This is a genomic window from Microbacterium sp. NPDC057407 (assembly GCF_042803895.1).
Taxonomy (GTDB): domain Bacteria; phylum Actinomycetota; class Actinomycetes; order Actinomycetales; family Microbacteriaceae; genus Microbacterium.
Genome location: NZ_JBHVCA010000002.1, coordinates 487,442 through 513,640 on the forward strand (window position 1 = coordinate 487,442; position 26,199 = coordinate 513,640).

Annotated in this window: 24 protein-coding genes; 7 read left to right on the top strand and 17 right to left on the bottom strand. The window is 69.6% G+C overall.

Going from position 1 to position 26,199, the window contains the following annotated elements:
* The first annotated feature begins 1 nt into the window (after position 1).
* Entirely contained in the window at positions 2-688 is a 687-nt protein-coding gene (locus ACFUTX_RS07205; RefSeq protein ID WP_378861986.1) for a trimeric intracellular cation channel family protein, read from the top strand.
* A gap of 20 nt (positions 689-708) precedes the next feature.
* Here the strand turns inward: ACFUTX_RS07205 and leuA are convergent, their stop codons facing one another.
* Positions 709-2,469, bottom strand: coding sequence for a 2-isopropylmalate synthase (gene leuA / locus ACFUTX_RS07210; RefSeq protein ID WP_378861988.1), 1,761 nt, complete (start codon positions 2,467-2,469; stop codon positions 709-711).
* Positions 2,470-2,701: 232 nt separating this feature from the next.
* On the opposite strand from leuA, the gene ACFUTX_RS07215 reads away from it, so the two are divergent.
* Entirely contained in the window at positions 2,702-3,346 is a 645-nt protein-coding gene (locus ACFUTX_RS07215) for a hypothetical protein (protein ID WP_378861991.1), read from the top strand.
* A gap of 6 nt (positions 3,347-3,352) precedes the next feature.
* Here ACFUTX_RS07215 and era read toward each other — a convergent pair whose 3' ends face one another.
* The 11 genes from era to lepA form a co-directional block, all read right to left on the bottom strand.
* A complete protein-coding gene (gene era, locus ACFUTX_RS07220) occupies positions 3,353-4,249 on the bottom strand; it encodes a GTPase Era (RefSeq protein ID WP_378861994.1) in 897 nt (298 codons plus the stop codon).
* Positions 4,246-5,610, bottom strand: a complete 1,365-nt coding sequence (locus ACFUTX_RS07225; RefSeq protein WP_378861997.1) for a hemolysin family protein — start codon at positions 5,608-5,610, stop codon at positions 4,246-4,248. The genes era and ACFUTX_RS07225 overlap by 4 nt, the downstream gene beginning before the upstream one ends.
* Entirely contained in the window at positions 5,607-6,077 is a 471-nt protein-coding gene (ybeY, locus tag ACFUTX_RS07230; RefSeq protein ID WP_378862000.1) for an rRNA maturation RNase YbeY, read from the bottom strand. The genes ACFUTX_RS07225 and ybeY overlap by 4 nt, the downstream gene beginning before the upstream one ends.
* Complete coding sequence (locus ACFUTX_RS07235; RefSeq protein ID WP_378862875.1) at positions 6,074-7,102, bottom strand: PhoH family protein; 1,029 nt, start codon at positions 7,100-7,102, stop codon at positions 6,074-6,076. The genes ybeY and ACFUTX_RS07235 overlap by 4 nt, the downstream gene beginning before the upstream one ends.
* Before the next feature lie 52 nt (positions 7,103-7,154).
* A complete protein-coding gene (locus ACFUTX_RS07240; protein ID WP_378862003.1) occupies positions 7,155-7,502 on the bottom strand; it encodes an HIT domain-containing protein in 348 nt (115 codons plus the stop codon).
* 69 nt (positions 7,503-7,571) lie between these two features.
* The gene (locus ACFUTX_RS07245; RefSeq protein ID WP_378862006.1) at positions 7,572-8,303 is read right to left on the bottom strand and encodes a 16S rRNA (uracil(1498)-N(3))-methyltransferase; all 732 of its coding nucleotides are present in this window, start codon (positions 8,301-8,303) and stop codon (positions 7,572-7,574) included.
* 4 nt (positions 8,304-8,307) lie between these two features.
* A complete protein-coding gene (gene dnaJ / locus ACFUTX_RS07250; protein WP_378862009.1) occupies positions 8,308-9,420 on the bottom strand; it encodes a molecular chaperone DnaJ in 1,113 nt (370 codons plus the stop codon).
* Positions 9,421-9,468: 48 nt separating this feature from the next.
* Positions 9,469-10,509 carry a heat-inducible transcriptional repressor HrcA gene (gene hrcA / locus ACFUTX_RS07255; protein WP_378862012.1) on the bottom strand — a complete coding sequence of 347 codons (1,041 nt, stop codon included), beginning with the start codon at positions 10,507-10,509 and terminating at the stop codon, positions 9,469-9,471.
* A 104-nt stretch (positions 10,510-10,613) separates the two neighbouring features.
* A complete protein-coding gene (hemW, locus tag ACFUTX_RS07260; RefSeq protein ID WP_378862015.1) occupies positions 10,614-11,831 on the bottom strand; it encodes a radical SAM family heme chaperone HemW in 1,218 nt (405 codons plus the stop codon).
* Between the two features lie 7 nt (positions 11,832-11,838).
* A complete protein-coding gene (locus tag ACFUTX_RS07265) occupies positions 11,839-12,489 on the bottom strand; it encodes a DUF1990 family protein (RefSeq protein WP_378862018.1) in 651 nt (216 codons plus the stop codon).
* Between the two features lie 9 nt (positions 12,490-12,498).
* Positions 12,499-14,349 (bottom strand): translation elongation factor 4, encoded by a 1,851-nt coding sequence (gene lepA / locus ACFUTX_RS07270; protein ID WP_378862021.1) that lies wholly within the window; start codon positions 14,347-14,349, stop codon positions 12,499-12,501.
* Between the two features lie 109 nt (positions 14,350-14,458).
* On the opposite strand from lepA, the gene ACFUTX_RS07275 reads away from it, so the two are divergent.
* A complete protein-coding gene (locus ACFUTX_RS07275; protein ID WP_378862023.1) occupies positions 14,459-15,178 on the top strand; it encodes an alpha/beta fold hydrolase in 720 nt (239 codons plus the stop codon).
* 113 nt (positions 15,179-15,291) lie between these two features.
* Positions 15,292-15,552 (top strand): 30S ribosomal protein S20, encoded by a 261-nt coding sequence (gene rpsT, locus ACFUTX_RS07280; RefSeq protein WP_378862026.1) that lies wholly within the window; start codon positions 15,292-15,294, stop codon positions 15,550-15,552.
* A gap of 64 nt (positions 15,553-15,616) precedes the next feature.
* On the opposite strand, the gene holA is transcribed toward rpsT, so the two are convergent.
* The 5 genes from holA to ACFUTX_RS07305 all read right to left on the bottom strand — a co-directional run bounded on the left by holA (position 15,617) and on the right by ACFUTX_RS07305 (position 23,676).
* Positions 15,617-16,654, bottom strand: a complete 1,038-nt coding sequence (holA, locus tag ACFUTX_RS07285) for a DNA polymerase III subunit delta (protein ID WP_378862029.1) — start codon at positions 16,652-16,654, stop codon at positions 15,617-15,619.
* Between the two features lie 10 nt (positions 16,655-16,664).
* Positions 16,665-18,926 (bottom strand): ComEC/Rec2 family competence protein, encoded by a 2,262-nt coding sequence (locus tag ACFUTX_RS07290; protein ID WP_378862032.1) that lies wholly within the window; start codon positions 18,924-18,926, stop codon positions 16,665-16,667.
* Between the two features lie 94 nt (positions 18,927-19,020).
* Positions 19,021-19,629 carry a helix-hairpin-helix domain-containing protein gene (locus tag ACFUTX_RS07295; protein WP_378862035.1) on the bottom strand — a complete coding sequence of 203 codons (609 nt, stop codon included), beginning with the start codon at positions 19,627-19,629 and terminating at the stop codon, positions 19,021-19,023.
* 90 nt (positions 19,630-19,719) lie between these two features.
* Positions 19,720-22,311: a leucine--tRNA ligase gene (gene leuS, locus ACFUTX_RS07300; RefSeq protein WP_378862038.1), complete on the bottom strand. Its 2,592-nt coding sequence runs from the start codon at positions 22,309-22,311 to the stop codon at positions 19,720-19,722.
* A 66-nt stretch (positions 22,312-22,377) separates the two neighbouring features.
* On the bottom strand, positions 22,378-23,676 hold the full coding sequence (locus ACFUTX_RS07305) for an anthranilate synthase component I family protein (RefSeq protein WP_378862041.1): 1,299 nt from the start codon (positions 23,674-23,676) through the stop codon (positions 22,378-22,380).
* Positions 23,677-23,717: 41 nt separating this feature from the next.
* Here ACFUTX_RS07305 and ACFUTX_RS07310 point away from each other — a divergent pair, with 41 nt between their 5' ends.
* The 3 genes from ACFUTX_RS07310 to ACFUTX_RS07320 are packed head-to-tail and all read left to right on the top strand — an operon-like array spanning position 23,718 to position 26,197.
* Positions 23,718-24,413, top strand: a complete 696-nt coding sequence (locus ACFUTX_RS07310) for a DedA family protein (RefSeq protein WP_378862044.1) — start codon at positions 23,718-23,720, stop codon at positions 24,411-24,413.
* Between the two features lie 4 nt (positions 24,414-24,417).
* The gene (locus tag ACFUTX_RS07315) at positions 24,418-25,455 is read left to right on the top strand and encodes an App1 family protein (protein WP_378862046.1); all 1,038 of its coding nucleotides are present in this window, start codon (positions 24,418-24,420) and stop codon (positions 25,453-25,455) included.
* Between the two features lie 28 nt (positions 25,456-25,483).
* On the top strand, positions 25,484-26,197 hold the full coding sequence (locus tag ACFUTX_RS07320) for an SOS response-associated peptidase (RefSeq protein WP_378862049.1): 714 nt from the start codon (positions 25,484-25,486) through the stop codon (positions 26,195-26,197).
* The last annotated feature ends 2 nt before the right edge of the window (positions 26,198-26,199 follow it).

Here is a 26,199-nt window from a genome sequence, read left to right on the forward strand (position 1 = left end):
AGTGGACGAGCCGATCTTCGTGATCCCCCTGTGGGCCGACCTCACCGCCGTCGGATTGGGCGGCATCCAGGGAGCGCTCTTCGCCTCGGGCTTCCGCGGTCAGCGACGCCTGGATCTCCTCGGCGTCGCGATCATCGGGATCGTCGTGGCGATGGGGGGCGGCCTCATCCGTGATCTGCTCCTCAACGTGACCCCCGTGTCGTTGCAGAGCAACTGGTATCTCCTCACGGCCACCGGCGCCGCCCTCGTCGGGATGCTGCTGGCCGGCCTCTTCCAGCGGCTCAACGCCGTCATCGTCGGCCTCGACGCCCTGGTGATCGGCCTGTTCGGGGCCCTCGGCACCAGCAAGGCGCTCTACCTCGGCTTGCCACTCGTGCCCGCGGTGTTCATCGGCGTGTGCGCGGCGGTCGGCGGCGGCATCCTGCGCGACATGATCATGGGCCTGCCGGTGGCCATCATGCACGTCGGATCGCTGTATGCCGTCGCCGCGGGCGCGGGATGCCTCGTCCTCGCGGGCGCCAACGCGTTCGGCGTGAATCTCGAGATCTCCGCCATCGTCGGTGTCGTGGTGACCGCCGTGATCCGCGTGCTCGCGGTGATCTTCGACATCTCGCTGCCCGAGCAGCGCGCGCTGTACCGTCGCAAGGTCGCCGTGGAGACCTCGACCATCCCGATCGTCAAGTCGTAGCCGCGCCCGCGGCGTCGGAGTCAGACCCCGGCGAGAGCGCCCGACCTCTCCCTCGTGCGGATCGCGCGATTCACGCCCGACACGATCGCCTTCAACGACGCCGTCGAGATGTCGCCGTCGATCCCGACGCCCCACAGACGCTCGCCATCGACCTGGAGCTCGACATAGGCGGCGGCCTGGGCATCCCCGCCCGCGCTCAGGGCGTGCTCGACGTAGTCGTACAGCGTGACGTCGAACCCCTGTGAGCGGACCACCTCGAGGAAGGCGGCGACGGGGCCGTTCCCATGACCGGATGCCGCGTACTCGGCGTCGCCGTCGCGGAGCGTCACATCGAGCGCGACATCGCCGGACATGTCGCTGCGCGTGCTGGTCGCGAGCAGCTCGAAGCGGCCCCAGCGCTCATCCACGTTGGACGACGGCAGATACTCGTCGCTGAAGATCGCCCAGATCTGGTCGCTCGTCACCTCGCCGCCCTCGGCGTCCGTCTTCGCCTGCACGACGCCCGAGAACTCGATCTGCAGCTTGCGCGGCAGGTCGATGGCATGGTCGGTCTTCAGCAAGTAGGCCACGCCGCCCTTTCCGGACTGCGAGTTGACACGGATCACAGCCTCGTACGAGCGGCCGAGATCCTTCGGGTCGATCGGCAGGTACGGGACGGCCCACTCGATGTCGTCCACCGTCACGCCTGTGGAGGCCGCCCGCGACGCCATCGCCTCGAACCCCTTCTTGATCGCGTCCTGGTGCGACCCGCTGAAGGCGGTGAACACGAGGTCGCCGGCCCACGGGCTCCGCTCGTGCACCGGCAGCTGGTTGCAGTACTCCACCGTGCGCTTGACCTGGTCGATGTCGCTGAAGTCGATCTGCGGGTCGATGCCCTGGGTCAAGAGGTTGATGCCGAGGGCGACCAGATCCACGTTGCCGGTGCGCTCGCCGTTGCCGAAGAGGCATCCCTCGATCCGGTCCGCGCCCGCCATGTATCCCAACTCGGCCGCGGCGATCGCCGTGCCGCGGTCGTTGTGCGGGTGGAGCGAGAGGATCACGTTCTCGCGGTGGGCCAGGTGACGGCTCATCCATTCGATGGAGTCGGCGTAGACGTTGGGCGTCGTCATCTCCACCGTCGCCGGAAGGTTGATGATCACCTTCCGGTCGGGGGTCGGCTCGAACACCTCGATCACCTGATTGCAGACGTCGACGGCGAATTCGAGCTCCGTGCCCGTGTAGCTCTCCGGCGAGTACTCGTAGTAGACCTTCGTCTCGGGAACCCGCTTCTCGAACTCGCGGCAGAGGCGGGCGCCCTCGAGCGCGATGTCGATGATCCCCTGTCGGTCGGTGCGGAACACCACCTCGCGCTGGAGAACACTGGTCGAGTTGTAGAGGTGGACGATCGCCTGCTTCGCGCCGGCGATGGACTCGTAGGTGCGCTCGATCAGGTGTGCGCGCGCCTGCGTCAGCACCTGGATGGTCACATCGTCCGGGATGAGGTCTTCTTCGATGAGCTGCCGCACGAAATCGAAGTCGGTTTGACTGGCCGAGGGGAATCCGACCTCGATCTCCTTGTAGCCCATCCGCACCAGCAGATCGAACATGATCCGCTTGCGCTCGGGGCTCATCGGATCGATCAGCGCCTGGTTGCCGTCGCGCAGGTCGACGGCGCACCAGCGGGGAGCTGTCGTGATGCGGCGATCGGGCCACGTGCGATCAGGGAGCGAGACCGCGATCTGCTCGTGGTAGGGCCGATACTTGTGGGTCGGCATGCCCGAGGGCTTCTGATTGTTCTGCATGTTGTCGCTCTTGTTCTCTCGTCGAATGGCGGGCCGACGACAAGCTCCGCGACGAGGAAGGCCCTAGATCGAGGCCTCGTCGCGGCAGCTAAGGAGAAGCAGCGAGCCTGCACGCACAGGCCTAGGCTACACCCGCTCCACTCCACGGGCGAACCCCCGTTCTATCCGGCAGGGGCCGTCGCCGGTGATCGGGGTTCTGAGACGATGCCATCGCGGCGGACACTTCGGAGGTATGACACGTCATCGCCGATTCCTCGGGGCCGCGCTGGGTGCGGCATCCGTCCTCGCATTGACCGCCTGCGCCACACCGGCGGGTTCCGCAGGAAGTTCCCCGGCGGACGCCCCTCCCAGCGCATCCCTCGGGTCGCTCTGGCCCGCGCCGCCTGAGGGCGAGGTCGTGGCGCAGGGAACCGTGATGGAGACCGACGGCGAGACCGAGCTGTGCCTGGGGCCGGTCGCCGAGTCGTATCCCCCGCAGTGCAGCGGGATCCCTCTCCGGGGCTGGTCGTGGGACGCCGTGGAGGGATCGGAGACCTCCGACGGCACGACCTGGGGTGCGTACGCGGTCCAGGGAACCTTCGACGGCGACGCGTTCACGGCGACTCAGCCCCCCATCATGCTGGCCCTCTACGACCCGATGATGCCCGAGGACCCCACGGGCGGGAAGCCGGGTGCGGGCGAAGAGGCAGAACTCGTCGCGATCCAGGACGAGCTGCCCGACCTTCTCGGCGACGCGTACCTGGCCTCATATCCGGACAACGGCTGGCTGTGGGTCGACGTGGTGTGGGACGACGGCACCTGGCAGGAGGCCGCCGACGACGACTACGGCGACGGGAAGGTGGTCATCCGGTCTGCGCTGACGCCTGTGACGGGCTGATCCGGATCAGAACCCCAGCCGTCCGAGCTGCTTCGGGTCGCGCTGCCACTCCTTGGCCACGCGGACGTGCAGCGAGAGGAACACCCTCGTGCCCACGAGGGGCTCGATGCCGGCCCGCGCCCGCTTGCCCACGTCCGCGAGGCGCGATCCCTTGCGCCCGATGATGATCGCCTTCTGACTGTCGCGCTCGACCACGATGCTGGCGTAGACGTCGGTGAGGTCCGTCCCTTCCCGCGCGGCCATGTCTTCGATCGTGACGGCGATCGAGTGCGGGAGCTCGTCACGGACGCCGTCGAGAGCAGCCTCCCGGATGATCTCGGCCACGCGGTCTTCCAGGGATTCATCGGTGACGACGTCGGCGTCGTAGAGGGCCGGCCCGGGCGGCATCAGCCCGAGGAGCTCGTCCGTCAGCACGTCGAGCTGCTCCCGCGTGAGCGCGGAGAGCGGGATCACCGCCGCCCAGTCCTCTCGGAGGGCGTCGACCTCCATCAGCCGTTCGGTGATCTGGTCGCGCGAGGCCGCATCGGTCTTCGTCACGATCGCGACCTTCTTCGCGCGGGGATACCCGTCGAGCGACTCGGCTATGCGCCGGTCGCCCGGACCCACCTTCTCGGTCGCGGGCACGCAGAAGCCGATGACGTCGACATCGCCCAGCACCTGCTCGACGAGGCTGTTCAGTCGCTCGCCCAACAGGGTGCGGGGCTTGTGGATCCCCGGCGTGTCGACGATCACCAGCTGGCCGGCCGGTCGATTCAGGATGCCGCGGATGGCCCGTCTCGTGGTCTGGGGCTTGTCGCTGGTGATCGCGACTTTCTCGCCCACGAGGGCGTTGGTCAAGGTCGACTTGCCGACGTTGGGGCGCCCTACGAAGGTGACGAATCCCGATCGTGTCTGCTCGTTCATCCGCGCTCGCCCTTCTTCGGCACCCGGACCTCGCCCGTGCGCGGCGATGTCACTCTGATCTCATCGGTGCGCGGGGAGCGCCCGAACGCCGCCTCGGCGCCCTCGAGAGCCTCACCGCGTTCCACGAAGACGGTCGAGATGCCGCGGCCGCGCCCTCGGGATGCGCCGCCCGTGAGGATGAGGCCGTCGTACTCCGCGGTCGCACCGGGCTGCGGCACGCGTCCGAGTGCCTTACCGAGCAGTCCTCCGATCGAGTCGACATCCTCGTCCTCGAGCTGGATGCCGAACAGGTCGCCCACTTCGTCGAGCCCGAGCCGCGCGCTCACCCGGTAGTGGCCGGGGGCCACCTCGGTCACCTCATCGGCCCTCGGGTCGTACTCGTCGGCGATCTCCCCCACCAGCTCCTCGATGAGGTCCTCGAGTGTCACGAGTCCCGACACCCCGCCGTACTCGTCCACGACGAGGCACACGTGCACCGCGTCGCGTTTCATCTGCTGCAGCAGCGTCTCGGCCTTCATGGATTCCGGGACGAACACCGCGGGGCGGGCGATCCGACTGATCGGAGCGTCGCGCCAGCCCACCTCGTCGCGGAAGCCGAACTGCACGAGATCCTTGAGGTACAGGACGCCGACGACGTCGTCGGCCTCGTCGTCGACGATGGGAACCCGGGAGATCCCCTTGTCGAGGAAGATCGCCATCGCCTGTCGTGTCGAGGCCGAGGCATCCACGGTCACCATGTCGGTGCGCGGAACCATGACGGCCCGCACGAACGTGTCGGTGAAGTCGAATACGGAGTGGATGAGCTCGCGGTCGTCTTCTTCGATCAGCTCGTTCTCGGCGGCCTCGTCGATGATGCTGAGGAGCTGCTCCTCGGACGCGAAGGAGGAGCTGCGCCGGACTCCCGGCGTGATGCGGGTGCCCAGCGCCACCAGACCGTGGGCGAGCGGCCCGAGGAGGATGCGCACGCCGCGGACGATGGGCGCGGAACCACGAAGCAGCCCCTTCGCGTGCTGGCGACCCACGTTGCGCGGGCTCGCGCCCACCACCACGTACGACACACCGGTCATCAGGACCGCGGCGGCGACCATCGCCCACCAGATGTTGTCGAAGAGGAGAGTGAACGCGACCGTGACCAGCACCGCGGCGGTCGTCTCGGCAAGCACGCGGATGAAGATCACCGCGTTGGCGTGGGCCTCGGGGTCGGCCGCGATCCGCGTGAGCGACCGCGCATTGCGTCCCTGTGCGGCGAGTTCGGTGAGGTCCGCCCGCGACGTCACGCCGAGCGCGGCATCGATGGCGACCATCAGGGCGCCGAAGGCCAGCAGCAGCGCGGCGGCGACGAGCAGGAGGGCAGCGGTCATGCGCGATTTCGTCGACGCTCCACGGCCTGGAAGGCCGTGATGAGCTCGCGCTGAAGGCCGAACATCTCGCGCTCCTCTTCGGGCTCGGCGTGGTCGAAGCCGAGGAGATGGAGCAGCCCGTGCGTCGTGAGCATCACCAGCTCATCCATCGTGGAGTGCTTCGCCGCGACCGCCTGCGTCTCGGCCACCTGGGGGCACAGCACGATGTCGCCGAGCAGGCCGGCAGGGGTCGGCATGTCGTCCGTGCCCGGGCGCAGCTCGTCCATCGGGAAGCTCAGCACGTCGGTGGGCCCCGGCTCGTCCATCCACTGCACGTGGAGGGCCTCCATCGCCCCTTCGTCGACGAGCAGGATCGCGACGTCGGCGTCGGGGCTGACGTGAAGCTCTTGAAGGTTGTTCTCCATGAGTCTCAGGAGCACGGTCTCGTCGACGTCGACGCCGGACTCGTTGCTGATCTCGATCGTCATGAGCGTCCTCGCTTGGGCAGATGATCGCGCGGGTTCTGGGGACGCATGCCCGCCCGCCGCTCGGCGCGATTGGCGAACTCGGATGCTTCGTCCCTCTCGCGGCGGGCAGCCAGTCGGCGCTCGTCGTACTCGCTGTACGCGTCGACGATCCTCCCGACGAGGGTGTGACGCACGACGTCGTCACTGGTCAGGTAGGCGAAGTGGATGTCGTCGATGTCGGACAGCACGCGCGTCACCAGGCGCAGCCCCGACGCACCCTGCGGCAGGTCGACCTGGGTGATGTCGCCGGTGACGACCATGCGCGTGCCGAACCCCAGACGCGTGAGGAACATCTTCATCTGCTCGGGCGTGGTGTTCTGGGCTTCGTCGAGCACGACGAAAGAGTCGTTGAGCGTACGTCCGCGCATGTACGCCAGCGGCGCCACCTCGATGGTGCCGGTTGCCATGAGCTTGGGCACGAGCTCGGGGTCCATCATCTCGTTGAGCGCGTCGTAGAGCGGACGCAGGTAGGGATCGATCTTGTCGGTGAGCGTGCCCGGCAGGAAGCCGAGCCGCTCGCCGGCTTCGACTGCGGGCCGCGTCAGGATGATGCGGCTGACCTCTTTGCGCTGAAGCGCCTGGACGGCCTTCGCCATCGCGAGGTAGGTCTTGCCGGTGCCCGCGGGCCCGATGCCGAAGACGATCGTGTTGTCTTCGATCGCGTCGACGTAGGCCTTCTGCCCGAGCGTCTTGGGGCGGATGACCTTGCCCCGGGACGAGAGGATCGCCTCCCCCAGGACCTCCGACGGGCGCGGGCCGCCCTCGGTGCGCAGGATGCGGCTCGACGACGAGACATCGGACTCGCCCAGCGCGTGACCGGCCTGCGTCATCGCGAGCAGCTCGTCGACGAGCGAGCGGGCCGCCGACACGGCATCCGCCGCGCCCGTGAGCGTGATCTCGTTGCCGCGAACGTGGACGTCGACGTCGGGGTGCTCGCGCTCCACCACCCGAAGCAGCCGATCCTGCGGACCGAGCAGCTGCACCATCGCCACGCCGTCGGCGTAGACCCGGTCGATCACGGGCTCTTGGGGGGATTGGTCAGGCACCGACGCTCTCTTCTCCTAGTCCTCCGGCGAGCACGTGGGCGTGCACGTGGAAGACGGTCTGGCCCGCGTGCGGGCCGGTGTTGAACACCAGGCGGAAGTCCCCGTCGGCGTGCTCCGCTGCGAGGCTGTTCGCCAGCCCGATCATCTCGGCCAGGAGCGCCGGGTCGCCGGCGGCGAGCTCGACGACGTTGCGGTAGTCGTTCTGCTTGGGAATGACCAGCAGATGCACCGGCGCCTGCGGGGCGATGTCACGGATGGCGAAGACGTTCTCGGTCTCGGCGACGATCTCGGAGGGGATCTCGCCGCCCAGGATGCGGGTGAAGACCGATGGCTCGCTCATGCCGCAAGTCTACCGACGGCCCACCGTCACGGGATTGCCCCTTGTGCTGGGGACGGCGGGCGGAACGGCTCACCACCGTCCGATCGCCGCGTTCACGAGTGCGAGCGCGGCGGGTCCGGCGGTGGACGTGCGCAGGACGCTGTCTCCGAGCCGGGTGAGCGTCGCGCCGGCCCCCTCCAGACGCGAAAGCTCGTCCGGCGCGATGCCGCCCTCAGGACCGACGATGAGGAGGATGTCGCGCTCGTCCCCGGCCAGGTCCAGCTGCGAGAGGGGGGTGGTCGCGGTCGGCTCGAGCACGAGGGAACGCGCCTCCGCCACCCGCGAGGTGAGCATCTCGGTCGTCGTGAGAACGCCCACGTCCGGGATCCACGACCGGTGCGCCTGCTTGGCCGCCTCACGCACGATCGTCGACCAGCGGGCCCGGCCCTTCTCCGCCTTGGCATCCCACCGCGACACGCTGCGGGAAGCCTGCCAGGGCACGATCTCGTCCGCTCCGAGTTCGGTCGCCGCCTGCACCGCGAGCTCGTCGCGGTCGCCCTTGGCCAGCGCCTGGACGAGCACGACTCGCGGCACCGGGGCAGGCGCCTCTGCGCGGGAGTCCACTCGCACGAGCACCTCACGCGGCGTGGCGGACTCGCAATGCCCGGTCAGCCACACGCCCCGGCCGTCGCCCACGGTGATCTCTTCGCCGGCACGCACCCTGCGCACCGCGGCGGCGTGGTGCGCTTCCGCGCCGGTCAGGACGACGGCGTCGCCCGGCTGGGCATCCCGTGCGGCGTCGACGACGAAGTGGAGGGCCACCCGCTCAGCCCCGGAAGCGGTCGCGGAGTTTCGCGAACAGCCCCTGGTGGAACTCCGCCAGGCGGGGCGACGGCGCCTTCGTGCGCTTCGCGAAGTCCTCGATCAGGGCGCGTTCCTTCGCATCGAGTCGGGTCGGCGTGACCACGTGGACTCCCACCCGGAGGTCGCCCCGCTGCGAACCGCGCAGCGGTGTGATGCCGCGGCCCTTGATCGTGAGCACGTCGCCGCCCTGCACCCCCGGGCGCAGCTCCAGGTCGACGGGTCCGTCGAGGGACTGGATGGTGGTCGTCGTCCCGAGGATCGCGTCGGGCATCGACACCTCGAGGGTCGCGAGAAGGTCGTCGCCGTCGCGACTGAAGACATCGTGCGGCGCGACCGTGACCTCGATGTACAGGTCGCCGTTGGGCCCCCCCGCGGGACCGACCTCGCCGGAGCCCGGGAGCTGCAGCCGGAGGCCGGTCTCGACGCCCGCGGGGATGTCGAGCGAGACCGTCCGCCGCGCACGCACGCGCCCCTGCCCCTGGCAGGTCGCGCACGGGTACGGGATCGTGGTGCCGTAACCCTGGCAGACATTGCACGGCTGGTTCGTGATCACGTTGCCGAGAAGGCTGCGGACCTGGCGCTGCACGTGCCCGGTGCCGTGGCAGATGTCGCACGTCACCGGGCTCGTGCCCGGCTGGCAGCACGAACCCTGACAGGTGTCGCACAGGACCGCGGTGTCGACCTCGATGTCGCGGTGGACGCCGAACACGACGTCGCCGAGTTCGAGAGTGACCCGCACGAGGGCGTCCTGCCCGCGCTCTCGGCGGGACCGGGGACGCGCTCCGCGGGAGCCGCCTCCCGCCGCGCCGAAGAACGTCTCGAAGATGTCGTTGAACCCGCCGAAGCCGCCGGCTCCCGCGAATGGACTGTCGCCGCCGCCCATGTCGTAGCGCGCGCGCTGCTCGGGGTCGCTGAGAACGTCGTAGGCGTGCGTGACGAGCTTGAAGCGCTCGGACGCCTCCTCGCCCGGATTCACGTCGGGGTGCAGCTCCCGGGCCAGCTTCCGGTAGGCCTTCTTGATCTCGTCGGTCGAGGCGTCGCGAGAGACACCCAGAACCTCGTAGTGGTCAGCCACATTCGCCTTCCTGCCCGCGTTCCCGCGGGTTCGTTCGTGCGCGCCGCCTCAGCGGCTGCTCTCGTCTTCTTCGAGCATTCGCGTCAGATAGCGCGCGACGGCTCGCACCGCCGCGAGATTCGTCGGATAGTCCATGCGCGTCGGCCCCATCACGCCGACGCGAGCCCGTGACCCGGTCGCGTCGTAATCGCTCGCGACGACGGATGCCTCGGCGAGCCCGAACGGCTCGTTCTCACGCCCGATGCTGGCAGACAGACCCTTCTCGTCGGCCACCATCTCACCCATCAGCCTGAGAATGGTGACCTGCTCCTCGATGGCTTCGAGGAGCGGGTAGATGCTGCCGCGGAAGTCCGCCTCCCGCCGTGCGAGCGTGGCGCTGCCCGCCATCACGAGCCGGTCCTGGCGGAACTCGTCCAGCTCCTCGGCCACCACCCGCGCGATCTCCGTCGTCGCGAGCTCACGCGGCGCCGATGCCGTGGACGCGCGCTCGAGGTGATCCTGAAGCCGCTGGAGACCGTCGCGCACGGAGCGCCCGACCAGGAGCGTGCCGAGTTCGGCGCGAATGCGCGCCAGATCGGCCTCATCGAACTCCTCGCGCACGAACGCCATGCGCTGCGACACGCGTCCCGTGTCGGTGACGACGATCACCAGCATCCGTCCGCCGCCGAGTTGCACGAGCTCCACATGGGTGACGTTCGCGCGGGCGAACGAGGGGTACTGCACGATCGCGACCTGACCGGTCAGCTGCGTGAGAGCACGCACGGTCCGGGCGAGCACGTCATCGAGGTCGCCCGGACCCTCCAGGAACGACGTGATCGCCGTCCGCTGCGCGGCGCTGAGCGGACGCACTTCGGCCAGGTGGTCGACGAAGACGCGGTACCCCTTGTCGGTGGGGACCCGCCCCGACGAGGTGTGGGGGGCGACGATCAGCTCCTCGTCCTCGAGAAGCGCCATGTCGTTGCGGATGGTGGCCGCCGAGACCCCGAAGGCGTGACGCTCGACGATGGCCTTGCTGCCGACGGGCTCACGGGTGTCGACGTAGTCTTCGACGATCGCCCGAAGCACTTGCAGACCGCGCTCGCTGACCATCCCGCCTCCTCACGCCTGCTGGCACTCGCATGACTGGAGTGCCAATTCTACCGGATGAGCCTGGCGACGGCCGGATCCTGCCGCCCGTCAGCGCGCCGCCGCGGCTAGTCCGTGAGGGCGCGGACCACGGCATCCGCCAGCAGTCGACCGCGCCGGGTGAGGACGATGCGCCCGCGGATCGCGGACGGCCCGTCGACGAGTCCGTCGGCGATGAGAGTCGCGACGGCGCTCCGTCCCTCCCCCAGGATCTCGGACACGGGCAGACCTTCGCGGATGCGGGTTCGCAGGAGGATGTTCTCGAGAGCCCGGGCGTCCGCGTCGGGCACTTCCCGTGCGGCGGCGGGCGACTCGCCTCGCGCCAGCCGCTGCGCGTAGGCCGCGGGGTGCTTCACGTTCCAGAAGCGGACGCCGCCGATGTGACTGTGCGCTCCCGGCCCGAATCCCCACCAGTCCGCGCCCTGCCAGTAGGCGAGATTGTGACGCGACCGCTGGTCGTCACCGCGCGCCCAGTTCGAGACCTCGTACCATTCGAATCCCGCGCCGGTCAGCAGTTCGTCGGCGAGCTCGTACATGTCGGCCTGAAGGTCGTCGTCCGGAGCGGGAACCTCGCCGCGGCGGATCTGCCTCGCCAGCTTCGTGCCGTCCTCGATGATGAGGGCGTAAGCCGACACATGGTCGGGCTCGAGGTCGACCGCCGTCCGCAACGACTCCCGCCAATCGTCCAGCGACTCCCCCGGCGCACCGTAGATCAGGTCGACGCTGACATCGAGCCCCGCCCGCCGAGCGGCGGCGACGGCGGTCCGCACGTTGGCGGGGTCGTGCGTTCGGTCGAGGGCGGCGAGCACGTGGGGGACGGCGGACTGCATGCCCACCGAGAGGCGCGTGACACCGGATGCCGCGAGCTCGGCCGCAACCGCGTCGGTGACCGTGTCGGGGTTGGCCTCGACGGTGACCTCCGCCCCGTCGACGATCCCGAAGGCGTCGCGGACACCGCCGAGCATGCGGGCGAGGTCGCCCGCGGGCAGCAGGGTCGGGGTTCCGCCGCCGAAGAACACCGTGGCCGCGGGTCGGACGGGACCGATGCCCGAGAGCAGGTCCCGGGCGAAGGACACCTCGTGCAGCAGCGTGTCGGCGTACTCGTCCTGCCGCGCCCCACGGAGCTCGCCGGCGGTGTACGTGTTGAAGTCGCAATAGCCGCAACGGACCCGGCAGAAGGGCACGTGCAGGTAGACGCTGAACGGCGTCGCGGGATCGGCGGCGGTGCCGGCCGGGAACGAGCCGTCGGCGGGGACCGCCTCGCCGAGGGGAAGCGCGGAGCCCATCAGCGGCTCACGCGGGCGTCGTGTAAAGCGGCGAGATCGCGCGGAGATACCGGGTGAAGAGCTCACGACGGCGGCGACGCGTGAGACCGGGCAGCATGCGGTAGAGCAGCGCCGCGGGGGCGTCGAACGCGCGGACGGTGAACCAGACCTCGTCGTTCTCGTTCCACTCCACCATGAACGACTCCTCCCCGCTCACCACCGAATCGCCGACGGTCCCCAGCGCGAACCCGACCCGACGTGGCTCCTCGATGGCGAAGATCACGCGGAGCTCGGCATCCGCCCGCATGCCCTTCACTCGGCCGTCCACCCGGACGGTGGTGCCCGCACCCACATACGGCGTGCCGTCCGCGTCATAGCGCAGGTCGGACTCGGAGCGGCTCGGCGCGATGGGCTTGCCCTCGGCGTCGAAGCTGACCCCCGAGTACATCGGCCCTGACGCGGGGCGCACGTCCTTGAGGGCCAGTCCCGCTCCCCGCTGCGCCGTCCACGAGAGAAGGGCCTCGCCGGCAGCGTGGAAGCGCGCTTCCCCGCTGCCGATGCGCCACGAGTCCTCCGCCGGAATGCTCCGCTCAGGCGGGTAGCTCATGAGGTCGGGCGCCTGCGTCGCGCCGACCGCGGCGTAGTCGACGGTGTCGTCCCGGAAGTTCCCTCGACGCATGCGACCAGCCTACTTCGAGCCTTTTCCCTCGACGTCGCCCGAGAGCGCGGCGATGAACGCCTCCTGAGGGACTTCGACGCGACCGACCATCTTCATGCGCTTCTTGCCCTCCTTCTGCTTCTCGAGCAGCTTGCGCTTGCGCGTGATGTCGCCTCCGTAGCACTTGGCGAGAACGTCCTTGCGCATCGCGCGGATGTTCTCGCGGGCGATGATGCGCGCACCGATCGCGGCCTGGATCGGCACCTCGAACTGCTGGCGAGGGATGAGCTTGCGCAGCCGCTCGGTCATCATCGTCCCGTAGGCGTAGGCCTTGTCGCGGTGGACGATCGAGCTGAAGGCGTCGACCTTGTCGCCCTGCAGGAGGATGTCGACCTTCACCAGGTCGGCCTCCTGACTGCCGGCGGGCTCGTAATCGAGGCTCGCGTAGCCCTGCGTGCGGCTCTTGAGCTGGTCGAAGAAGTCGAACACGATCTCGCCGAGCGGCATGTTGTAGCGCAGTTCGACGCGCTCCTCGGAGAAGTACTCCATCCCGAGCAGCGATCCGCGCCGCGACTGGCACAGGTCCATCACCGTGCCGACGTAGTCCTTGGGCGTCAGGATGGCGGCCTTGACCACCGGCTCGCTCACCGCCGCCACTCTGCCGTCGGGGTACTCGCTGGGGTTGGTGACCGTGACGGTCTCGCCGGTGTCGGTCAGCACCTCGTACACCACGCTCGGTGCCGTCGTGATGAGGTCGAGGTCGAACTCGCGCGACAGGCGCTCGGTGATGATCTCGAGGTGCAGCAGTCCCAGGAAGCCGCAGCGGAAACCGAAGCCCAGCGCCACCGACGTCTCGGGCTCGTACTGCAGCGAGGCATCCGAGAGCTTCAGCTTGTCGAGCGCTTCGCGCAGATCGCCGTAGTCGCTGCCGTCGATCGGGTAGATGCCGGAGAACACCATCGGCTTCGGGTCGGTGTAACCGGGAAGCGCGTCCGTCGCGGGCTTGCGCTGGGTCGTGATCGTGTCGCCGACCTTCGACTGCCGCACGTCCTTCACTCCGGTGATGAGATATCCCACCTCACCGACGCCGAGCCCCTTGGTGGGCGTCGGCTCGGGACTGGAGACGCCGATCTCCAGCAGGTCGTGCGTGGCGGTCGTCGACATCATCTGGATGCGCTCGCGCGGCGAGAGCTTGCCGTCCACCATGCGGACGTAGGTGACGACGCCGCGGTACGAGTCGTAGACCGAGTCGAAGATCATGGCCCGGGCCGGGGCATCCGCATCGCCCTTCGGAGCCGGGATCTCGGCGACCAGTCGGTCGAGGAGCTCTTCGACGCCCTGACCTGTCTTTCCGCTGACGCGGAGGACGTCGTCCGGGTCGCCGCCGATGAGGTTCGCGAGCTCTTTCGCGAACCGGTCGGGATCTGCGGCGGGGAGGTCGATCTTGTTCAGCACCGGGATGATGTGCAGGTCGTTGTCGAGCGCGAGGTACAGGTTGGCGAGCGTCTGCGCCTCGATGCCCTGGGCGGCGTCCACGAGCAGGATCGCACCCTCGCACGCCGCCAGCGAGCGGCTCACCTCGTACGTGAAGTCGACGTGCCCGGGGGTGTCGATCATGTTCAGCGCGAACGTGCCCTCGCCCGTCTGCCAGGGCATGCGGACCGCCTGCGACTTGATCGTGATCCCCCGCTCGCGCTCGATGTCCATGCGGTCCAGGTACTGCGCACGCATGTCGCGGTCGGCGACGACGCCGGTGATCTGCAGCATCCGATCCGCCAGCGTCGACTTGCCGTGGTCGATGTGGGCGATGATGCAGAAGTTGCGGATCAGCTCGGGCGGAGTCGCGGACGGCTCGAGAGGCTTCAGGGCGCGGGGAGACATATCCCGTCGATTCTACGGGTGGCGGATGCCGCGGCCCTGCGTGGAAGCCGACCGTCGGGCGGGCTCGACCGTCGCACAGGCGGGCCGGACCCGCCGGTAGCCTGGGTCGATGGTCGTACAGGTCGTCCTCGTGCACGGCATCCGCACGTCCGCGACCATGTGGCGCTCCCAGGTGGAGCACCTCTCCCGGCGCGGCAACCCGGTGTCGGCGGTGGATCTGCCCGGTCATGGGTCGCGCATGTCGGAGGAGTTCACGATCGACGGCGCCTTCGCGACGATCGACGAGGCGGTGCGGGCCGCCGCGGCCCGGGGACCGGTTCTGCTGGCGGGCCACTCGATGGGCGGTCTTCTGTGCATCGAGTATGTCGGCGGCGAAGCGCGGCCCCCCGTCGCGGGGTTCGTCGCCGCATCGTGCACGGCCATACCGCGAGGCGTGGGCCTCGCGGCCTACCGGCTGCTCGCGCGCGGATTCGATTCGCTCCCCGACCGGGGCATGTGGCTCACGAATCGGATGCTCGACCGGATCCTGCCCGCCGAGACGAGGGATGACTTCGGCGCCGGCGGCTACGCGCTGGATGCGCAGGACGGCGCGCTGCGCAGCCTGTCGGTGCTCGACCTCCTGGCCGCGCTGGGCCGCATCGACGTGCCGCTGTGGTTCGTCAACGGTCAGTACGACCAACTGCGTGTCAACGAGAGGCTCTTCACGCGGATCGCGCCGCACGCCGAGCTGATCGTGGTGCCTCGGACGACGCATCACGTCACCGTCATGCGGCCCGCCGTCTTCAACGCCGTCCTCGACCTCGCGATCACGACGCTCGACGCGACCTGATAGAATCGGTGATTGGCTTGCGTGTGGGTTCGTCCCTCACGACCGCCGCGAAGCACCCCTCTCTTGCTGACCGGCACTCACCATTTCACTCCGAAACGAAAGAACGTCGACACGTGGCGAACATCAAGTCGCAGATCAAGCGCAACAAGACCAACGAGAAGGCGCGCGAGCGCAACAAGGCCGTCAAGAGCGAGCTGAAGACCGAGGTGCGCCGCACCCGCGAAGCCATCGCCGCGGGCGACAAGGCTGCCGCCGAGAAGGCTCTTCGCAAGGCGACCAAGAAGCTCGACAAGGCTGTGAGCAAGGGCGTCATCCACCAGAACCAGGCGGCGAACCGCAAGTCGGCGATCGCCAAGCAGGTGGCCGCTCTCTGAGCCCCCTTCTTCCGCGAAAGGCCCGTCCCGTGTGGGGCGGGCTTTTCGCTGTGATGTGGCGGCGTTACGCGCCGTAAGGAGCGCGGGTGGCGATCACGGTGACGAGCCGCTCGAGCGCGAAGACGGGGTCTCGGGATGCGCCCTTGACCTCGGCATCTGCCCGCGCTGCAGCCTGGATCGCCATGCCAAGGGATGTCTCGTTCCATCCGGTCAGATCGCGACGCGCGCGATCCACCTGCCAATCCTTGAGCCCGAGCCGACCGGCCAGGGCCGCCGCCGACTCGCGATGGCCGGCGACGCGAGCCATGGTGCGCAGCTTGAGGGCGATCGCGGCCACGAGCGGCACGGGGTCGGCGCCGGACGCGAGGGCGTGCCGCAGCGAGATCAGCGCCTCTCCGTAACGGCCGGCGATGGCGGTGTCGGCGACGGTGAAGGCGGATGTCTCGACCCGGCCGCCGTAGTACCGCTCGACGATCTGCTCGGTGATGTCGCCCGGCACGTCGGCGATGAGCTGCTGGCACGCCGCGGCCAGCTCGGTGACGTCGTCGGCGAACGCCGAGACGAGGGCCCTGAGCGCCGCCGGTGCGATGCGCTTCTTGGCGGCCTGGAACTCGCCCGCAGCGAAGTCGTAACGGTCGGATTCACGCTTGATCGCCGGGCATGGGACCTCGACCCCGCCACCCTCACCGGCACGGATCGCGTCGAGCAGCTTCTTGCCCCGGACGGTGGCGCCGGTGTGTCGGAGCACCACCGTCGCGCCCTCTTGCGGTGCCGCCAGGTACGAGAGCGCCTCGGCGAGGAAAGCATCGGAGCACTTCTCGACTCCGGTCACGCGCACCAGGCGCGGTTCGCCGAACAACGACGGCGAGGTCATCGCGAGCAGTGATCCGGCGGAGTAGTCATCGGCGCGCAGATCGGAGACCTCGAGACTGGGATCTTCGGCTCGGAGGTAGTCGCGGACGCCCGCGATGGCGCGTTCGGCGCAGACGTCTTCGGGGCCGGATACCAGCACGATCGGCGCCGGCTGGGGCGTGCGCCAGGAGAGCTGCGGAATCGCGCTCCGCGCCGCCTTCGATGGTGCGCGTCGCGCGGTCGGTGCCATGCTTCCCAGCCTAGCGAGGGCTGCCGACGCGCCGCCCGCGCTCGCGCCAGACGCCCACAGCGCCCCGCGCCGACCACACGGCGATCACACCGTCGCGGTCCGTCCGCGCGACGGTGGTTCGGCCATCCCTGAGCACACGAAGGATCTCCTCCCGGGGATGGCCGTAGTCGTTCTGGGCGCCCACCGAGATCAGCGCGAGCGTGGGCGCTGCGGCGCGGTACAGCTCGAAGTCCTGGTCGGCACTCCCGTGGTGAGCGACCTTGATGACGGCGTACGGCGGATCGAACGCATCGGTCGCCGCCACCGCCCGCTGCGGCGACGCGGAGAGATCGCCGAGCAGAAGCGTCGGCGGTATCCCGCCGCCGCGTACATCCAGCGTCACGCTGGCGTCGTTCCCCGCCGGATAGGCGCGGCTCTCGGCGACCGGCCACAGGACCCGCCATCGCGCCTCGCCGAGCGTTCCCGTCATCCCTCGATCGGCTTCCACCAGTCGTGGACCCCGTGCGTGCAGCTGTGCCAGCAGAGGGATGTCGTCCGGGGCCGGTGGCCCATGCAACAGCGTGCCGATGCGGTCCTCCACCGCGGCCAGACCGCCGGCGTGGTCGACGTCGAAGTGCGTCAGTACGAGCAGGTCGATGCGGTCCACCCCGGCGCGCCCGAGGCAGGCTGCCAGAGCCTCGGGCGCGGGACCCGTGTCGACCAGGGCCACCCGCCCTGCCGAGCGCAGCAGCAGGGCGTCGCCCTGCCCGACATCGCACGCGAGGATGCTCCAGTCCGCGGGGAGAGTCCACCGACCGGCGACACCTCCGAGAAGCGCGCCTCCGGCGACACCGCCCATGACGACGCACACCACGATCGCCGATGCGCCCCGCAGAATCGTTCGGCGCCGGGTGCCCCGCCGCAGAGCGATCAGTATTCCCGCGGCGAGGCTCACGATAGCCAGACCGGTAGCCCCGACCCATCCTTCCTCCCACGGGACCTGGCCGCCCGGCAACTCGGACGCCACGTGCGCCGTCGAGGCGATCCATGTCGCGGGGACCCAGGCGAGCGCGGTCAGCCCGTCCTGGAGGACCGGAACCGCACCGGCCAGACAGGAGGCGAGACCCACGAGCGTCGCGGCGGGAGCCGCGGGAGCCGCCAACAGGTTGGCGAGGACCCCGTACAGCGAGACGTTCGGCGAGATGAGCACGAGGAGGGGTCCGCAGGCGAGCTGTGCGGCGAGCGGAATCGAGAGTCCCACAGCGAGAGCGCGCGGCATCATCCGTCCCAGCCCGCGGGCAAGCGGCCGGGTGAACAGCAGCAGCGAGGCGGTGGCCGTGACCGAGAGGGCGAAGCCCAGCGATCCCGCCAGCCAGGGATCGCCGATGAGCACGGCGGACGCCGCCACCGAGAGGATCGCCATTCCGGCGGCCGGACGTCCGAGGAGCGCGGCGATCATCGCGACGGCGGCCATCGCCGCGGCCCGAACGACGCTGGGCTCGGGCGTGACCAGCATCACGAAGGCGGCCAGGGCGAGCAGGCCGGCGCAGACGCGGATCGCACGCGACGCACAGAGCGCCGCGGCGGCGCCGAAGGCGATCGCGACGACGAGTGCGCAGTTCGCACCCGAGACGGCGGTGAGGTGCGAGAGTGAGGAATTCTTCATCGCGGCGTCGAGCTCGACGCTCACGACCGAGGTGTCGCCGACGGCGAGGCCCGGCACCAGACCCGCCCCCTCTCCCGGCAGGCTCTGCGCGGAGTCCACCAGTCCGGCCCGAAGCGCCGAGGTGATGGAGGTCCAGCCGTCAGGCGGAGACACGACGACCACCCCGCGAGATGCTCGAATGTCGAGAACCGCACGGGCTCCGGCGCGCGTCGTCGCCGCCGTGCCATGTGCCTCGATCGTCGCGCCGACGTCGAGCGCCCGCCGGTCGTCGACCTGATCAGGGGCGACACGAATCGTCACCTCTGCGCTCAGGGATCGGACCCCAGCATCCGTCCCCATACGTGTAGCGTGCGCATCGAAGCTCAGGGTTCCGTCCGCGCGCCGCTCGACCTTACCCACGACCAGCGCTTCGACGACGAGGCTCCGTCCTCCACCGAAGTCGGCCGCGAGCACCTCCTCCCGCCCGGGCAGGGCGAGCGCGACGTGCGACGCGGCCGCAGCTCCGGCAGCGAGAGCGATCACGACGACGAGCGCGGATGCCGGGGCCCGCCGCCCCGTGCGGGCCGCGGCGACCAGCATCACCGCCGTCGCGATCGCCGTCGCCCCCCAGAGGAGGACGGCGACCATGCCCGCTGTGTTGGGCATGTGGGTGGCAAGGAGGGCCGTCATCCAGGCGGCGGCGGCGACCGGTACCAACCGCAGGCTCCGTGACATCGGCACGTCACACCCGCACGAGGTCGCGCAGCGACTCGAGCATCTTGTCGCCGATGCCGGGCACCGCGAGCAGATCCTCGACCGACGTGAACCGCCCGTTGTCCTCCCGCCACTGAATGATCCGCTGTGCCAGGGCCGGCCCGATCCGGGGCAGTGTGTCGAGTTGCCCTTCGTCGGCGGTGTTGAGGTCGATCACTCCCCCACCACCGCCGCCCGGCGGGTCGGCCGGTGCGAGATCAGTTTGCACCTCGCCCACGGCCGGCACGTGAAGCTGTTCGCCGTCGGTCACCGGTCGCGCCAGATTCACCCCGTCGCGGTCCGCAGACTCGCCGAAGCCCCCGGCGCTTGCGATCGCATCCACGACCCGCGCCCCGGAACTCAGCAGGTAGAGGCCCGGTGCCGCGACCGCTCCGGAGACGTGCACCTGCACGACCGCCGGGGTGGCGGCATCCGTCACCGGCGCATCGATCCGCACCTCCTCGACGGGTGTCGACGCCCCACGGATGATCCCGATGGCGACCGTCACGGCGACGGCGACGATCACCAGCACGATCGCGGCACCGATTCCGAGACGGCGGGACGGGGCGAGCGGGCGTTCGTCTTTCTCGGCGGTCACCCATCGAGACTGGCGGTGTGCCGTCTCTGACCCCGCCCGAGCCGCCGGATCTGTGGAGGAGGTCCGGGGCGCGAAACCGGTGGAGAAGGGTCAGTGGGTGCTGAAGCTGACGACCTTCGGCGGCCGCACGACGGCGCGGGTGATCTCGCGACCCGCCAGCGACCGCAGCACCCGCTCATCGCTGCGCGCGAGCCGCTCCAGCTCGGCGGCATCGATGCGGGCAGGGACCTGCAGTGTCGCCCGCACCTTGCCGTCGATCTGCACCACAGACGTCACCGATTCCTCGACCAGGAGCGTCGGGTCGGCTGCGCGCCACGGCACGAGTCCGACGAAGCCGTCGTACCCGAGGATCTCCCACATCTCTTCGGCGGTGTGCGGTGCGAACAGGTCGAGAATCATGGCCGTGGCCTCGGCAGCCTCGCGCACGGCGGGGTCGGCGGGGCCCGCCCCTGTGTCGATCGTCTTGCGCGTGGCGTTGACCAGCTCCATGAGACGCGCCACCACGACGTTGAACTTCGTCTGCTCGACCAGTCCGGGAGCATCCGCCAGCAGGCGGTGCGTCACGCGGCGGAGTGCGGGATCGCCCTCGGCCCACACGACGTCCGGATCGCTCGTCACGTCGTGGGCCACGCGCCAGGCGCGCGCGAGGAACTTCTGCGCGCCGGTCGTGGAGACGTCCTCCCAGTTGATGTCGTCCTCGACGGGCCCGGCGAACGCGATCGCCACGCGCACCGCGTCGGCACCGGGGTCGATCATGCTCGCGGCGAACTCCACGAGGTTGCCCTTGCTCTTGGACATTTTCGAGCCGTCGAGGAGCACCATGCCCTGATTGATCAAGCTCGTGAAGGGCTCGGTGAACTCGATCAGCCCCATGTCGAACAGCACTTTGGTGATGAAGCGCGCGTAGAGGAGGTGGAGGATCGCGTGCTCGACACCACCGATGTACGAGTCGACGGGCGCCCACTTGTTCGCCTCGCCCGACGGGAAGGCCTTGGACTCGTCGGTGGACGACAGGAACCGCAGGAAGTACCACGAGCTGTCCACGAAGGTGTCCATGGTGTCGGGGTCGCGCAGCGCCGGCTCACCCGTCTCTGGATCGGTCGTCGACATCCACTCCGTGGCGCCGCCCAGGGGCGAGGTGCCCTTCGGTGCCAGGTCGAGCCCGGCGGCGTCGGGCAGCCGCAGCGGAAGCTGGTCGTCGGGAACGGGGACGGTGCGTCCGTCCTGGGTGTGGATCATGGGGATCGGCGTGCCCCAGAAGCGCTGGCGCGAGATGAGCCAGTCCCGCAGCCGGTAGGACTTGGCCGCGCGTCCGGTGCCCGCCGCTTCGAGCTGCTCGATCACCCGCGCGATCGCATTGCGCTTGGAGAGACCGTCCAGCGGACCGGAATTGATCATCCGGCCGTCACCCGTGAGAGCGATGCCGGTCTTCGCGGGATCGAGTTCGGAGATGGCCTCGAGATCATCTGCCGGATCGATCGGCACTCCGTCGTCGCCGACCTCGATCACCGGGATCGCACCCGTGATCGGAGCGGTCGTGTCGACCACCGTCTTGACCGGCAGGTCGAAAGCCCGTGCGAAGTCGAGGTCGCGCTGGTCGTGCGCGGGCACGGCCATGACAGCCCCGTGACCGTAGTCTGCCAGCACGTAGTCGGCCGCCCAGATCGGGAGGCGATCGCCGTTGACCGGATTGACGGCGTACCGCTCGAGGAAGACCCCGGTCTTCGGGCGATCGGTGCTCTGACGCTCGATGTCGCTCTCGCGCTGCACCCTGTCGAGGTAGTCCTGGAAGCGCAGGCGCACCTCGGTCGATGCTCCGGCGGCCAGCTCGGCCGCGAGGTCGCTGTCAGGGGCGACCACCATGAAGGTCGCGCCGTAGAGCGTGTCGGGCCGGGTCGAGAAGACGGTCACCTTCTCGGAGCGCCCTTCGATCTCGAAGTCGATGTCGGCGCCGACGGATCGCCCGATCCAGTTCCGCTGCATGCGGATGACCTTCTGCGGCCAGAAGCCCTCAAGCTGATTCAGGTCGTCGAGCAGCCGGTCGGCGTACTCGGTGATCTTGAAGTACCACTGCGTCAGCTTCTTCTTGACGACCTCGGCACCGCACCGCTCGCAGTGACCGTCGACCACCTGCTCGTTCGCCAGCACGGTCTGGTCGTTCGGACACCAGTTGACCGGGCTCTGCTTGCGGTAGGCGAGCCCCCGCTCGTAGAGCCGCTGGAAGAGCCACTGATTCCATCGGTAGTACTCGGGGTCGCTCGTGTGGAGGACCCGGCCCCAGTCATAGGAGGTGCCGAAGTTCTGAAGGCTCGCGCGCTGCTGGGCGATGTTGGCGTAGGTCCATTCGCGCGGGTCAGCGCCGCGCTGGATCGCCGCGTTCTCGGCCGGGAGCCCGAACGAGTCCCACCCGATGGGGTTGAGCACGTTGTAACCGCGGTGACGCCAGAAACGCGCCACCGTGTCGACGTAGGCGTAATTCTCGGCGTGCCCCATGTGCATGTCGCCGGACGGGTACGGGAACATGCCGAGCACGTACTTGCGCGGGCGCGTGTCGCCGTCGCCGCCGGCGCGGAAGGGGTCGGCGGCGGTCCACCTTGCCTGCCACTTCTGCTGGATCGCGTAGGCGTCGTATCCGCCGCCGTCGGCGGGCGCAGCGGTGTCGGGCGGGAGGGTCTGTGACACGGAGGAACCAATCGGACGGATGCCTGGGACGCGGGAAGCGGGAAACTCCAGGTTACCGGACCACCGTCACCACCCGGGGGGCAGGGCGGCGCCGAGGGCGGCGAGCGGACCGCGGGCCTTCACCGCGACCTCCGCGACCTCCGCTGCGGCATCCGAACGCCACGTGATCCCTCCCCCGGCGCCGACGTACGCGCCGCCGGGGTGGACCACGATCGAGCGGATGACCATCGCCAGGTCGAGCGCGCCGTCGACGCCGACCCAGCCGAAGCAGCCGGCGAACACGCCCCGAGGGGCGGCCTCGAGCTCCTCGAGGATCGTCATGGCCGAGAGCTTCGGCGCGCCGGTCATGCTGCCGGCGGGGAACGCGGCAGCCAGGAGCGCGCCGACCGTCGTCCCGGGCTCGAGCGACCCCGACACGGTGCTGACCAGCTGGTGGACCGCTGGATACGTCTCGACCTCGAGCAGGGCGTCCACCCCGACCGAGCCGGGCTCGCAGACCCGCGAGAGATCGTTGCGCATCAGATCCACGATCATGACGTTCTCGGCCCGCTCCTTCTCGCTGGCCTGCAGCTCGGCGGCCACGGCCGCGTCGGCGACGGGTCCCGCGCCGCGGGGCCTCGTGCCCTTGATGGGTCGCGTGCGGACGATGCCGTCGCGCACCTCGAGGAACTGCTCCGGGCTCGCGCTGGCGAGCGACGCGCCGGGCGCCGCGATCAGCCCGCCGTGGTGCGCGGCCGTCAGCTCGCGCAGTCGACGGAAGGTCTCGACCGGCGCCACACGCCCGGTGACCTCGAAACGCGTCGTGAGGCAGAGCTGATACGCGTCGCCGGCACGGATCCGCTCGCGGCAGCGCTCGATCAGATCGGCGTATCGGTCGGGTGCGTGCCGCGGCCGGGCGACGACCGTTGCAGGGGAAGAAGGAGGGGCGACCGCGCCGGCGGCGTCGCGGACGGCGTCGGCGAGCCTGCGCGCTTCGACCTCCGGGCCCACGGCCCACGCGCGGCGGGCGTCGTGATCGAAGGCGAGGAAGCTCGTCACGCGTAGCCAGAGCGCTCCGGGGACCTCGGCCTCGCGTCGGGCCGGCGCGCCGGCACGGGCGGCGGCATCGTCGTACCCCTGCCACCCCACCCAGCCGCCGCGGAACGGACCCGCGCGCCACTCGTCTCCCGTGTCGGCGGCGCAGACCACGCCCATGACGGCCTCGACGTCGCCCGGTGTCCCCGACCCGACCCAGCTCCACCCCGTCGTCGCGGCGGGCCCCGCATCGAGCCAGAACGCCCGGTCGTCGTCGGCGAAGAGCCCCATGAAGACAGCCTCCGGCTCGATCCACTCGCCCAGCTCCACCGCGTGCGAGGGGTCCGTCATGTTCCCAGGCTAGAGGGCGCTCCTGGTTCTAGGCTCATGGCGTGAACGAGTTCCTGACGTGGCTCCTCGACGCGGTGCAGAGCGTCGATCCGGTCGTCAGGACTCTGCTGGCGGGAATCGCGATCATGCTCGAGACGAGCGTGCTGATCGGGCTCGTCGTCCCCGGCGACACAGTGGTCATCGTGGCCGCGACCGCTGTCGCTTCGCCGCTCGAGGGGCTGCTCCTCGGCGTAGCCGTGGTCGCGGGCGCCCTCATCGGGGAGAGCATCGGTTTCTGGCTCGGTCGCTTCCTCGGCCCGAAGATCCGGCACTCGTGGCTGGGCCGCAGGATCGGCGAGGCCAACTGGACCCGCTCGGAGCGCTATCTGCTGCGTCGCGGCGGTCCGGCGATCTTCATCTCGCGGTTCCTTCCCGTGCTTCATTCGCTCGTCCCTCTGACCGTCGGCATGAGCGGGTATCCCTACCGCCGCTTCCTGGCGTGGACCGTGCCGGCGTGCGTGATCTGGGCGACGCTCTACGTCTCCGTCGGCGCCGTCGCGGCCGGCACCTACCGCGAGCTGTCCGATCAGCTGCACTATGCGGGCTACATCTTCGTCGCCGTCATCGTGGTGTTCCTCGTCCTGGTCTACGTGAGCAAGAAGGTCATCGAGCGCGCAGAGCGCAAGCACCTCGACCACACCGATCCCGTCGCGGACCCCTCCGGTGCGGACCGCATGGAGAACGACATGGAAGACTGAGACGATGCCCGAGAACGCTGCGCGCCCCCCACGCACGAAGGTGCTGTGGCTGGCGCGACTCGAGTACCGGTTCCACTCCTGGCGGGAGCGCCGCGCACGGCGTCGCGGTCAGATGCCCACCGTCACGCCCTTCCCCGGCTATGCCGGGCCCGACTGGGTCCGGGTGCTCGGGCGGGTGATGATCGTGCCCCCGGTCAAGCAGACCGAGTCCGGCGAGTACGCCAGTGTCCGGGGGTGGCGCAGCTTCCTCGCCGTTCCGGTCGGGTACGCGCAGGTGACCGTGACGATCGCGGGGGTCGGCCACGAGGTCGTCGCCGATCGCGGCGGCGTCATCGATGTCCGGCTTCCCGCCGGCCTCGAGCCCGGATGGCAGACCTTCACGATGTCGGTCGAAGGAGGCGAACCCGTCGAGACGAGAGTGTTCGTCGTCGGTCCGGACGTGAGCTTCGGTGTGGTGTCCGACGTCGACGACACGGTCATGGTGACGGCCCTCCCGCGTCCCCTGCTGGCCGCCTGGAACTCGTTCGTGGTGAACGAGCACGCGCGCCAGCCGGTGCCGGGGATGGCGGTTCTCATGGAGCGCGTCGTGCGAGACAACCCCGGAGCCCCGGTGATCTACCTCTCCACCGGCGCGTGGAACATCGCTCCCACGCTGCTGCGCTTCCTCCGGCGCCATCTCTTCCCGCCGGGCGCGCTCCTCCTCACCGATTGGGGCCCGACCCACGATCGATGGTTCCGGAGCGGACAGGCCCACAAGCTGTCGAACCTGCGGCGGCTCGCCGAGGAGTTCCCGCAGGTGCGGTGGCTGCTCGTGGGCGACGACGGGCAGCATGACGACGAGATCTACACCACGTTCACGGCCGAGCATCCGGACAGCGTGGTGGGCGTCGCGATCCGGCGCCTGTCCACGGCTGAGGCCGTGCTGGCCGGCGGCCGCACGGCGGTGAACGACCACAGCGCGGCGCGCGTCCCCTGGGTGACGGAATCCGACGGCGCCGGTCTGCTCGAGCGTCTCGAGGCCGTCGGAGTCGTCCCGCACTGACGTCCGTGCCCCCGCGTAGGCTGGCCGCATGTGCGGACGGTTCGTGGTGGCGAGTGCAGGATCCGACCTGGTCGGAGTGCTTCGGGTCGACGTAGAAGGCGATGATCTGCCCGAGCCCTCGTACAATGTCGCGCCGACGGCCCAGGTGGCCATCGTGCTCGATTCCGTGAAGGAAGAGGTTCCCACGCGCCGTCTCGAGAGCGCCCGCTGGGGCCTCGTCCCCGGCTGGGCGAAAGACCCGAAGATCGGCGCGCGGGCGTTCAACGCGAGGTCGGAAGAGCTCGAAGACAAGCCCATGTTCCGAAGCGCGCTCGAGAAGCGCCGGGCGGTGGTCCCCGCCTCGGGTTACTACGAGTGGAAGACCGTCGACGGGGTGAAGATCCCGCACTACATCCACCCCGCCGACGGGTCGCCGCTGTTCATGGCCGGCCTCTATGAGTGGTGGCGCGACAAGGCGAAGGACGACGACGATCCGACCCGCTGGCTGCTGAGCTTCACCATCCTCACGCGCGACTCCATCGGTCGACTCGGCTCCATCCACGACCGGATGCCGCTCTTCATCGACGCCGATCACGCCGATGCCTGGCTCGACCCCTCGACCGACAATGTCCGCGACGTCCTCGATGCCGCGATCGACGCGGCTCCGGCTCTCGCCGAGACACTCGACGATCACGTGGTCTCCCGTGCAGTGGGCAACGTGCGCAACAACTCCCCGGAGCTCATCGAGCCCGCCGACGAATGACC